The following is a 10,496-nucleotide window of genomic DNA, read 5'->3' as shown; positions in this document are numbered from 1 at the left end:
AGGCACGCGCGCCCGCCCGCGCCGCCGCGGCCACCCGCGCCGGCGTGAGCCGGTCGAGCGCGCTGCGCACGCTTTCGTGCAGGGTCGCGTGCACGATCCGGAGGCCGCCGCCGACCAGCATCAGGAACACCGAATCCTCCGGCACCGCGCAGACCCGCGCGACCAGCGAGGGGTAGCCGCTGAAGGCGATGCCGGCACGATGGATCGCGGTCTCGTGATGCGGACAGGCGATCACCGCGTCGACCTCGCCGCGCCGGCAGGCCTCGATCGCCGCCGTCGCCGATGCGACGGCCGACGCGCCCGCTGCGGCGTCGATGCGGCCGGGCTGGGCGGACTCGGCCGGGAGGTCTCCGGCGTCGACGACGCGCAGCTCGCGAAGCAGCACGCTGCAACCGAGCATCGCCGCCGTGCGTTCCAGCACGCTGGTGGGGCCATACACGGTGATGACGGCGCGTGCCTCGGCCGGCAGCGCCGCCAGGGCCTTGAGCGCGATCTCGGGGCCGATGCCGTTGGGGTCGCCGGCCGCCAGCGCCAGGCGGCGCGGCGGCGCGTGGGTTTGGGCGCGCGCGCTCACAGCGGCAAGGCGAGCAGCGTGTCCGTCACCGTGCTGTCGCAGACGGCCACGCGCGACTGCAGCAGCAGCCGCCCGTCCCGCCGCACGAAGCGGTCCTGGTAGACGCCGGTGGCGAACACATCCGTCTGGCCGCCGGCCATGATGCGCGCCACCAGGAAGGGGGTGCGCGCTTCCGCCTGCTGCTCCTCGGCCTTCAGCAGCAGCGGCATGCCGAGGATGTGGCGGTAGCGCTGGCGCTCGTAGATGTTGGCTTCGCGCAGGGCCGCGATGCGGTCTTCGAGCATGGCGCGCGAGTCGGCATAGACGATGCCGGCGGGCAGGCCCTCGCGCTCGTTCTCGATGTGCGTGATGCGGTAGTCGGCGTCGTCGGTGAAGAAGTCGGGCCATTGCTCGAGCGCATCGCTGTCGATGGCGTCGGCGTAGGCGGCATGGAAGGCGCAGAGCGCCAGCAGGTCGATCATGGTGTGGCTTCCTCTGCGATCAGGCGCGCATGTGGTGGCGATAGGCCTTCCAGAAGCCCCGCACCGAGGCTTCGGTGGCGCGTCCCTCGCTCGAAGCGACGCCGCCGCCGCCCATCTCGACGACCGCGTCGTGGTCGCGCGCGCCGGCGATGCCGCGCTGCACGAAGCCGCCGACCGCGCCGTCCTCCATCGAGATGAAGCCGGCCGGGCCGATCAGGTTCGATTGCTTGAGCCGCACCTTGCGCTGCGCGGGCGTGTCGTCGGCGTAGCCCAGGTAGGTCCAGTTGAGCTCGGTGCGCTCCACGCCCTTGGGCAGCACCTGCCGCACCGCCAGGCAGTTCTGGATCTGCTGCAGCACGAAGCCGGGGAAGACCGAGAGGATCTGCAGCGTCACGCCGTCGCCGTACTCGGTGAAGCCGGCCAGCAGGCTCGGGTCCTTGAGCCGGTAGCGGTCGGTGTCCGAACGCAGGCCCTGCTCCTTGTACGAGGCGTCCTTCTCGGCGGCGGGCTCGATCATCGAATAGCTCACGTGGTGGCCGCCGCTCTCGTCGACGATCACGCCGCCCTTCTGCGACAGGCGGTTGAGTTCGAAGGTGGTGAAGAACAGGTGCAGCAGGCTCGCGTGGTAGCTGTCCTTGACGTTCTCCACGTACAGCTTCCAGTTGTTCGGCAGCGCCTGCGTGAAGCGGCCGATGACTTCGACCGGCTTGTGCAGCACGCGCTCGATGCGCGCGCAGATCTCGTCGCCGAGGTACTCCTCGATGCCGGGCACGTCCTCGCTGAAGCTGCCGAAGACCAGGCCGCAGAAGGTCGCGACGCGCAGCTTGCGCGGGCCGTGTTCCTCCTTGCAGAAGCCGGCCGGCATGCCGCCCTGCCCCTTGACGCCCTTCTCGAAGGCGATGCCCGTGAGATCGCCCTGGCGGCTGTAGCTCCAGGCGTGGTAGACGCACTGGAAGTTCTCGGCGCGGCCGGACTTCTCGAGCGCGATCAGCGCGCCGCGGTGCGCGCAGCGGTTCTCGAAGGCGTAGATCTCGCCGTCGTCGTCGCGCACGACCACCACGGGCGTCTCGCCGGCGAAGGTGGTGCGGTAGCTGCCGCTCTCGGGCAGTTCGGCGTCGAGGCACAGGTAGTTCCAGACCTCGCCGCGGAAGATGTGGGCCTGTTCCTCGGCGGCGGTCGGCGCATCGCTGTAGAGCGCGAAGGGAATGCGCGTGAGGCCGGGGCCGGCCCAGTGGATCGGTTGGGTGTCTTGCGTCATGGTGTCAGTCCAGGGTGACGTTGGCGTTCTTGATGACCTTGGCCCACTTGGCCGACTCGGCCTGGATGAACTGGCCGGTCCGCGCGCTGTCCCAGCCGCGCGGCTCGGCGCCCTGTTCGGCGAACTGCCGCTTGACGTCCGGTAGCGCGAGCGCGTCGGCAAAGGCCTTCTGTGTCGCCTGCACCTTGGCGGCAGGCGTTGCGGGCGGCGCCACCAAGGCGAACCAGGTCACGGCGTTCATGGCCGGCAGCTTCTGCTCGGCGAAGGTGGGCACCTCAGGCAGGGCGGGCGAGCGCTGCTCGTCGGCGATCGCGAGGATGCGCACCTTGCCGCCCTGGTGGAAGGGGAGCGACGAGCTCAGGTTGTCGAAGAAGACGTCGATCTGCCCGCCGATCAGGTCGACCAGCGCCGGCGCCGTGCCCTTGTACGGGACATGGACCATCTCGGTTCCGGTCAGCTGCATGAACATGCTGGCGGTCAGGTGCGAGGTGGTCCCGTTGCCTTGCGAGCCGTAGCTGAGCTTGCCGGGATTCGCCTTCAGGTAGGCGATGAGTTCGGGCACGCTGTGGACCGGCAGCTTGGGATTCACCACCAGCACGTTGGGCACGGTGGCGATCATCGTGACCGGCACCCACTTCGCGGGATCGAAGCTCAGCTTGCGATAGAGGTGCTGGTTGATCGCGATCGGCGCCGGCGGCGACGCCAGCAGCGTCTCGCCGTCGGGCGGGGCATTGAAGACCGACTCGGCCCCGATGTTGCCGCCGGCGCCGGTGCGGTTCTCGATCACGACGCCGGCCGGAAAGCTGTCGCGCAGCTTCGCGGCCACCACGCGCGGAAGGATGTCGGCGGTGCCGCCGGCCGGGAAGGGAACCACGATTCTCAAGGGTTTGCCGGGCTGTGCAGCGGCGGCGCCGGCCAGGAAGGCGGCGGCCAGGCAGGCCGCGCCAAGGCGCCGGGCGAAGGGTTTGAACATGTCTCAGGATCTCCGTGTCAGTCGTTCATCGGGGGAACTGCAGTGTCTTGATTCAACGCAAGGCAAACAAGCTAGATTTGCGCTATGCGCAAAAATGACGTCGCTCCGACCGCCCCCCCGGAGCCTGTGGACAAGAACTTCGTGGCCTCGCTGCAGAAAGGGATGGAGGTCCTGACCTGTTTCGGTCGCCAGCACAGCCGCCTCACCGTGTCCGAGGTGGCACGCCTCACCGGCGGCTCGCCGGCCTCGGCCCGGCGCTCGCTGCTGACCTTGCGTGCCCTGGGCTACCTGGAGAGCGACGGCAAGCGTTTCTGGCTGTTGCCCAAGGTCCTGCTGGTCGCGCACGCCTACCTGGCGTCGCGGCCCACGCCGTCGCTGGCGCAGCCCCTGCTCGACGCGCTGTCGGAGCGCACGCGCGAATCCGCATCGCTCGGGACGCTGCTGGAGGACGATGCGATCATCATTGCGCGCTCGACGGCGCGGCGCAGCCTCAGCACCGGCCTGGGCATCGGATCGAGGCTGCCCGCGTACTGCTCGGCGCTCGGGCGCGTTTTGCTGGCCAGCCTGCCGGTCGACGAGGCCGAGCGGCGCGTGCGCGCAATGCCGCGCCGCGGCCTCACGCCGCGCACGGTGTTCGAAGCCGATGCCGTGCTGGCCTTGATCGCGCGTTGCCGCGACGAGGGCTATGCCGGCAACGACGGTGAACTCGAACTGGGCGTGCGCTCGATGGCGGTGCCGGTGTTCGACCGCGGCGGCGCGACGGTGGCCGGCATGAGCATCGCGGTTCGCGCCGAGCGGATGGAATTCATCGAGTTCCGGGACGCCTTTCTGCCGGCGCTGCGCAAGGCCAGTGCCACGCTCACGGCACGGCTCTATCCGGGGTGATCGTCCTTTTCATGCATGGATGGACCCGACGCCTTTTGCAACGATGGCTGCTCACGTGACAGACGATAGCCTGCAACGCGGCTCGTTGCATCGACTATTTTTCTCTCGCGGCAGGTAACCTTTCAACGCCACCGAACGAACTGTTGGTTATCGGTCTCGATCGGAGGTCGTCATACGAAAGGCAAATCATGAGTCGTCAAATGTTTGCAGGTTCCGCGCTGTCCACCGCGCTCGGACTGGTATTGGCCGCATCGGGGATGGCAGCCCAGGCGCAAGGCACGGACATGAGCAAGATGCCGCAGGTCGTCAAGGACAACATGGCGCGCATGCAAAGCAACAAGCTGGAGAAATGCTACGGCATCAACGCCGCCGCCAAGAACGACTGCGCGGAAGGCGCGCACTCCTGTGCCGGCCAGTCCACTCAGGCGCGCGACCCCAAGTCGTTCGTGCTGCTGCCGGCGGGTGACTGCAGCAAGATCCAGGGCGGCAGCATGAAGTCGAGCTGAGCGCGCAATGGCGGCCATGCGTGACGAGTTCGGCGCGGTGCCGGTCGCCGCGGGAATCGGCCTGCGCTTCCAACACCACGAGGCCGTGCTTGCCACACGGCCCGCCGTCGCTTGGTTCGAGGTGCACACAGAGAATTACATGGGCGGCGGTCTTCCGATCCGGACGCTCGAAGCAATCCGCTGCGACTATCCAGTGTCGCTGCACGGCGTCGGCCTGTCCCTGGGCAGCGCAGACGGGCTGGACACGGCGCATCTGGAACGCATTCGCCAGGTGGTGCGCCGGATCGAGCCGGGTCTCGTGTCCGAACACTTGTCCTGGAGCACCGTCGGCGGCAGCTACCTGGCCGACCTGCTGCCGCTGCCCATGACCGAGGAGGCGCTCGACCTCGTTTGCCGCCATGTCGACCAGACCCAGGTCTTTTTGCAGCGCCGGATCCTGATCGAGAACCCCTCCACCTATCTGCGCTTCAAGCATTCGACGATCGCCGAGTGGGATTTCATTGCGACCGTCGCGCGGCGCACGGGCTGCGGCATCCTGTGCGACGTCAACAACATCTACGTCAGCGCGTACAACCACGGCTGGGACGCCTCGACCTACCTGGCCGCGCTGCCGGCCGACGCCATCGGTGAAATCCATCTTGCTGGCCACGCGCTCAAGCAGATCGAAGGCGGACAGGCCTTGCGCATCGACGACCATGGCTCGCGCGTCGCACCGGAGGTCTGGACCTTGTACGCGCAGGCGCTGGCACGCTTCGGCCCGGTACCGACCTTGATCGAGTGGGACACGAACATACCGCCACTGGATGTACTGCTGGATGAGGCTGCCCGTGCCGCCGCACTGATCGAGGAGGCGCGGCATGCCGTCGCTGCTTGATGTCCAGCGCGCGATGCGGCGCATGCTGCAAGATGAGGCCGGCCATGCGGCGGACCTGATCGTCGACGCGGGACTTGCGCCCGCGCAGCGGCTGGGCATTTATCGCAACACCATGGTCGCCACGCTCGCCAATGCGCTGCGGCTGTCGTTCCCTGCCGTGCATCGGCTGGTTGGTGCGGATTTCTTTGAAGGCGCCGCGCGAATCTTCGCGCGCGACGAGGCGCCACGCTGTGCCGATTTGAACGCCTACGGTTCAGGGTTTCCGGATTTCTTGCAGCGCTTCGAGCCCGCTGCCTCGCTCGCGTACCTGGCTGACGTGGCTCGCCTCGAATGGGCGGTGAATCGTGCGCTCCATGCGCCTGATGCCGACCCGATCGCGGTGGCGCGGCTGGCCATCGTCTCGCCTGCCGAGCACGACCAGGTGTGCTTCGTGGCGCACCCGTCGGTATCGATATTGCGCTCGGACTTCCCGGTCGACAGCATCTGGCGCGCCGTGTTGCAGCACGACGACGAGACACTGGTCGCGATCGATCTGAGCAGCGGGCCGGTGTGCGTGCTGGTGCAGCGCCAGGCGGGCGAAATCGAAGTCGAGCGGCTCGACGAGAGTGCGTGGCGTTTTGCGGCTGCACTGTTTGACGGCAGGCCGCTCGGGGCTGCGCTCGAGTCGGCGGCGGGCGTCGATGCGCCCGCACTTCTTGCGCGGCACTTGAGCGCTGGGCGCTTTGTCGCATTCCGGCTCGCCATTACGGCCAATCAGCCTTGCCAGACGGGAGAAAAGCCGTGATCCATCTTCTCGCGCGCCTGCGCCGCTGGCTCGAAGCGATCCCCTACACGGTCCTCGCGGTCCCGCTGCGGCTGGCTGTTGCGACCGTGTTCTGGAACTCTGGGTTGACCAAACTCGCGAACTGGGATACGACTGTCGCACTGTTCACGGACGAATATCGCCTGCCGCTACTGTCGCCCGAACTCGCGGCGTACATGGCGGCAGGTGTCGAGTTGAGCACACCGGTGTTGCTAGTCCTGGGACTTCTGACCCGACCCGCAGCCGCCGTTCTGCTGGGAATGACCGCGGTCATCGAGATCTTCGTTTATCCCCAGGCGTGGCCGACGCACATCCAGTGGGCAGCGATGCTGCTCGTTCTGCTGTGCCGAGGGCCCGGAGCCTTGTCTCTCGATCATTGGTTGTGGGGGAAGATCGGTTCGCAGGAGGCTTGACTCCGGAGCGCTACTCAGTGGGGCGCTGCAGCGATTCACCTCGACTGCGAAGACGAGAACAGGCGCGGGAGAATGTGGCGGCGGGACTTTGGCGGCGGCGCCGCATTGCCTTGGGTACTGGCGTTTGCCGCCTGGTCGCATGCCGACGAGCCCGAATCCAGGCGCAAGGCCGGCAGCAGCAGCGAGAGGCCGCCCGTCGCGACCGCGACGCCGACACCCGCGGCCTCGCGCGCCGTACCCATCGGGTTGAGGCTCAGTTCGGGGTTTTGCAGCGGCCCCTTGAGGAGCAACATTTCGACCAGGCTTGCTGGATCGAGGTTCAGCCCCTGCTTGACTCTCGGTCGGAACGCCAGCTCGATCGTCTGCTTCGACAGGTCGATTTGCCCGCTTGCCGCGACCGCGATCTGCGGCGTTTCCATCGCGATCGACCGGTCGATCACGGCGACACCCTGGCGCAAAGGCCAGCGCGAGACCACACATTGCACGACCAGGTTTTCGCGCGGCGTCGACTTTGGTATCAGCGCCTCGAACAGGCTCCACAAGACGTCCCGATCGAGCGTTGCTGTCCTGCCGGTCAGCGTGATATCGCGGAGCGTGAGCAGCACATCCCCGGTCGATGACGCAGCGAGACTTGCGGGGGTGCGCCCCGCCATCACCAGCTTCAAGTCGAGATTCGCTTGCCCGCTGCTCACGCGCTTGCTGCCCCCGCGAAAGGTGTCGAGCGTCTCCAAGGAAAGCGACTTGGCCTCGATCTGAACCTCTGCACGCGGCGCCGCGTCCGGGTGCAGGGCCAGATTCAGCCGGCCGCGAACTTGACCGCCGGCAACGCCGAAATTCAGCGGTTCCACCTGCAGCCGCTCCGGCCCTGACACGACGTGCGCGTCGAGCGCCGAAACGGTCGGGGCGCCGGGAACGTCCAAACGGTCGACCTTGAGCGTAAGCGCCATGGGGAACGGCGGTGCGGAGAACGGCAGCGGGGTGTCGCCGAACAACGGCGCGTGTGCATTCGATGCACCCGCCCCGGAGGCACCCGTCCCATTGCCGGCGCGCCATCGGCCAAGGTCGAGCGCCGCGGCCGACAGCTCGGCAATCACGCGGATCGGCGATGCGCTCGTGTCCACGGTCGCCCTGCCGGTCAGCAGCTGACCGGCAAGCGACAAGCGCATGGATTCGACGCGAAGCTGGTCCTTGGTGCGTGCGAGCGTCGCGCTCCATTCGACGGGCATTGGCAAGTCCGCCGCAGCGGAACTGATCGGAGCGAGCGCGGCAGCGGACTCCAGGCGGGCCGACACCTGGGCGTCGAAGCTGCCGGTGCCCATGCGGCCCTTCGCCGAGAAGCGGGTGCCTTCGGTCGTGAACCGCAGGTCGAAGGGCCAGTCGGCGGCGCCACCCAGCAGCGCGACGACGGCACCGGTTGTGCCATCGACCTTCCAGCGCCCAGGTCCCAGCGCCAGTCGGGCGCTCAGATGACTTCGATCGCCCTGCGTGTCGAGTTCCAGCGACTCGACGTCGGCCGTGTGCGCCGCCGGATGGCCGCGATCCCGGAAAGTGACGCGGACATCGGTGGCAACGAGCTTGTCCAGCGCGATCTGAAGCGGGACCTTGCCACTTGGGGGCGCGCGCGGCTCGATTCGCCAATTGGCACGGCCGGCCCCGTCGGATTCAAGCTGGACGTCGACGCCGTGAATATCGACGCTGACGACATTCACCCTTCCGAACAGCAGATCCCGCAACGACACGACAAAGGCAACGCGCCGAGCCCGCACCATGTCCGTCGTCGCACCCCAATCGGCGTTGCCAAGCACGATGTCGTCAACCTGGATCGCAATGGTTGGCAGGACGCGGATCGACAGCTCACCTTCGATGCGGAAGTCCCGTCCGGTCACCGCGCTGACATGCCCCTCGAGCATCGTGGCCAGACGCGCGGGCGGATATGCATGCCGGAACGCGAAATAGCCCGCTGCCGCGATCAGGCAGCCGATGCCGAGGGCCATCAGGCCGATGCGCGCAAAGCCTCGACGTCGTGGCACTTGCGGACTCGCACGCATTGTTCCTGTCCCTACCCCTTGCTCCCGTGGCAGAAGCGGAACTTCCGGCCGCTCCCGCATGTGCAAGGCTGATAGGGCCCGCGCCTGGCGTCCTCGACCGCGATGGACGCCATCAGCGCCGACGGCGGACGGTTCTGGTGCAGCAACTGGGCCATCGCCTGGAACGCGGGACCGGTGTGCGTGAAGAACAGCTCGAGGCCCGCGCAGAGGTAGTTCTGTCCCGACTCCCCGTCGCGCGATGAGGCAAAGCGGTCCTTCGGGCAACCGCCGTTGCACAGGCCCCGAACCTTGCAGCCGCGGCACTGCGCCGTGAGTGTGTCTTGCTTGTCCTGGCCGAACTTGCGCTGCTCGGGAGACGACATGAGCGTCAGCATGTGCGTCTGGTGGATGTTGCCGAGCTTGTAGCGCGGCTCCACGAAATGGTCGCAGCTGTACAGGTCGCCGTTGTGTTCCAGCACCGGACCGTGGCCGCAAGTCGGCGCATGAATGCACAGCAGATGCCGGCCGAACAGGGCCTCCAGCGTCACGTCGAACAGCTGGACGTACACCTCGCCGATGTCGTGGCGCACCCATTCCTCGAACACGTCGATCATGAAGCGGCCGTATTGCTCCGCGCCCACCGTGCGTTCGGTGACCAGATTGCCGGTCTGCGTATAGAGCAGGCGCTTCTTGCCGGCCTGTTCGCTCCAACCCTTGTTCGCGAGTGCGATCGTCTGCTCGGTCGCGCGCTCGATGATGGGAATGAACTGAACCCACTTCGCGCCCAGCTCGTCGCGGAAAAAGCGGTAGACCTCGCGGCCGTGATGCTGGTTCGCCGCGTTGACGGTGCACAGGATATTGAAGTCCACGCCGTTGCGGCGCAGCGCGCGCCAGCCGTTCATGACCAGGTCGAAAGTGCCCTTGCCGCGCCTGTCGACGCGGTAGGTGTCGTGCAACTCGCGCGGGCCGTCGACGCTCAGGCCGACCAGAAAGCGATGCTGCTTGAAGAAGGCGCACCATTCGTCGTCGAGCAGCAGGCCGTTGGTCTGGAAGGTGTGCTGCACGCTCTGGCCGGGACGACGGTATTTCTCGACCAGCTCGATCGAGCGCTTGAAGAAGTCGAGCTTCATCAGCGTCGGTTCACCGCCCTGCCACGCCACAGTGACCTGGGGCGCCAGGTGAGATTCGAGCAGCTGACGGACGTAGGCTTCGAGCGTGGGCTCCGACATCCGGCTCTTGTCATTCGGATAGAGCGCCTCCTTCGACAGGAAGAAGCAGTAGGTGCAGTCGATGTTGCAGGTCGAACCGCTCGGCTTGGCCAGCAGATGGAAGCCCGGCGGAGCGTGCGGGCTCCTCGGCGGCACCGCGACGGGCGCATCGATCGTCTCGGTCATCAACAGAACTCCTCTCGGTGAAGGAAGTGCAGCTTCGTCCCGCGAGCCACCGCGCCTTTTGATGCAGGTCAACTGCGCGCGCGTACATAGCGAAAGACTCGGCCAACTTGCTTGCAAGCTGAAGCGGATCGCGGACTTATCCGCCATGCCACGCCGACATCAGACGCGTTCCCTTGCTCAGATGCGCGCACCTCATACGTGGGGAGTCAACGGTACTGCGCAAACACGCATGCTGCACCTGTCCTTTGGTGCGGGCCCGCACCAAAGGACAGCGTCCGAACGAACAGTTTTGCCCTATCGTGTCTTTGGCGCTGCACACGCTGTGCCCC

The 10,496-nt window shown here is 67.1% G+C and carries 11 protein-coding genes; 5 read left to right on the top strand and 6 right to left on the bottom strand.

What is annotated here, in order from left to right:
• From AC1DYD_RS24225 to AC1DYD_RS24210, 4 genes are all read right to left on the bottom strand, one after another.
• Positions 1-574: 4-hydroxythreonine-4-phosphate dehydrogenase PdxA (locus AC1DYD_RS24225; RefSeq protein ID WP_478175302.1), on the bottom strand; the 574-nt coding region annotated here is incomplete at its 3' end.
• Complete coding sequence (locus tag AC1DYD_RS24220; protein ID WP_478175301.1) at positions 571-1,035, bottom strand: aromatic-ring-hydroxylating dioxygenase subunit beta; 465 nt, start codon at positions 1,033-1,035, stop codon at positions 571-573. The genes AC1DYD_RS24225 and AC1DYD_RS24220, both read right to left, overlap by 4 nt.
• 19 nt (positions 1,036-1,054) lie before the next feature.
• Positions 1,055-2,293 (bottom strand): Rieske 2Fe-2S domain-containing protein, encoded by a 1,239-nt coding sequence (locus AC1DYD_RS24215; protein WP_478175300.1) that lies wholly within the window; start codon positions 2,291-2,293, stop codon positions 1,055-1,057.
• 4 nt (positions 2,294-2,297) lie between these two features.
• Positions 2,298-3,266, bottom strand: coding sequence for a Bug family tripartite tricarboxylate transporter substrate binding protein (locus AC1DYD_RS24210; RefSeq protein ID WP_478175299.1), 969 nt, complete (start codon positions 3,264-3,266; stop codon positions 2,298-2,300).
• 126 nt (positions 3,267-3,392) lie between these two features.
• Between AC1DYD_RS24210 and AC1DYD_RS24205 the strand changes: the two genes are divergently transcribed.
• From AC1DYD_RS24205 to AC1DYD_RS24185, 5 genes are all read left to right on the top strand, one after another.
• Complete coding sequence (locus AC1DYD_RS24205; RefSeq protein WP_478175298.1) at positions 3,393-4,151, top strand: IclR family transcriptional regulator domain-containing protein; 759 nt, start codon at positions 3,393-3,395, stop codon at positions 4,149-4,151.
• A 188-nt stretch (positions 4,152-4,339) separates the two neighbouring features.
• The gene (locus tag AC1DYD_RS24200; RefSeq protein WP_478175297.1) at positions 4,340-4,657 is read left to right on the top strand and encodes a BufA1 family periplasmic bufferin-type metallophore; all 318 of its coding nucleotides are present in this window, start codon (positions 4,340-4,342) and stop codon (positions 4,655-4,657) included.
• 7 nt (positions 4,658-4,664) lie between these two features.
• Positions 4,665-5,531 carry an MNIO family bufferin maturase gene (gene bufB, locus AC1DYD_RS24195; protein WP_478175296.1) on the top strand — a complete coding sequence of 289 codons (867 nt, stop codon included), beginning with the start codon at positions 4,665-4,667 and terminating at the stop codon, positions 5,529-5,531.
• Entirely contained in the window at positions 5,515-6,315 is an 801-nt protein-coding gene (locus tag AC1DYD_RS24190; RefSeq protein ID WP_478175295.1) for an HvfC/BufC family peptide modification chaperone, read from the top strand. The genes bufB and AC1DYD_RS24190 overlap by 17 nt, the downstream gene beginning before the upstream one ends.
• A complete protein-coding gene (locus AC1DYD_RS24185; RefSeq protein ID WP_478175294.1) occupies positions 6,312-6,746 on the top strand; it encodes a DoxX family protein in 435 nt (144 codons plus the stop codon). The genes AC1DYD_RS24190 and AC1DYD_RS24185 overlap by 4 nt, the downstream gene beginning before the upstream one ends.
• Before the next feature lie 35 nt (positions 6,747-6,781).
• On the opposite strand, the gene AC1DYD_RS24180 is transcribed toward AC1DYD_RS24185, so the two are convergent.
• Together AC1DYD_RS24180 and AC1DYD_RS24175 are read right to left on the bottom strand one after the other, a co-directional pair.
• The gene (locus tag AC1DYD_RS24180) at positions 6,782-8,740 is read right to left on the bottom strand and encodes an AsmA family protein (RefSeq protein ID WP_478175293.1); all 1,959 of its coding nucleotides are present in this window, start codon (positions 8,738-8,740) and stop codon (positions 6,782-6,784) included.
• A gap of 65 nt (positions 8,741-8,805) precedes the next feature.
• The gene (locus AC1DYD_RS24175; RefSeq protein ID WP_478175292.1) at positions 8,806-10,167 is read right to left on the bottom strand and encodes an anaerobic sulfatase maturase; all 1,362 of its coding nucleotides are present in this window, start codon (positions 10,165-10,167) and stop codon (positions 8,806-8,808) included.
• Between the last annotated feature and the right edge of the window lie 329 nt (positions 10,168-10,496).

It is taken from the genome of Variovorax sp. P4_B11 (genome assembly GCF_056402355.1).
Note: the sequence above shows the minus strand (reverse complement) of the source record. Positions and strands in the feature narration are given on the sequence as shown.

Coding starts and splice junctions, on each gene's coding strand:
- AC1DYD_RS24210 (WP_478175299.1), bottom strand. CDS start 3,266: ATGTTCAAACCCTTCGCCCGGCGCCTTGGCGCGGCCTGCCTGGCCGCC.
- AC1DYD_RS24200 (WP_478175297.1), top strand. CDS start 4,340: ATGAGTCGTCAAATGTTTGCAGGTTCCGCGCTGTCCACCGCGCTCGGA.
- AC1DYD_RS24180 (WP_478175293.1), bottom strand. CDS start 8,740: ATGGCCCTCGGCATCGGCTGCCTGATCGCGGCAGCGGGCTATTTCGCG.
- AC1DYD_RS24215 (WP_478175300.1), bottom strand. CDS start 2,293: ATGACGCAAGACACCCAACCGATCCACTGGGCCGGCCCCGGCCTCACG.
- bufB (WP_478175296.1), top strand. CDS start 4,665: ATGGCGGCCATGCGTGACGAGTTCGGCGCGGTGCCGGTCGCCGCGGGA.
- AC1DYD_RS24190 (WP_478175295.1), top strand. CDS start 5,515: ATGCCGTCGCTGCTTGATGTCCAGCGCGCGATGCGGCGCATGCTGCAA.
- AC1DYD_RS24175 (WP_478175292.1), bottom strand. CDS start 10,167: ATGACCGAGACGATCGATGCGCCCGTCGCGGTGCCGCCGAGGAGCCCG.
- AC1DYD_RS24220 (WP_478175301.1), bottom strand. CDS start 1,035: ATGATCGACCTGCTGGCGCTCTGCGCCTTCCATGCCGCCTACGCCGAC.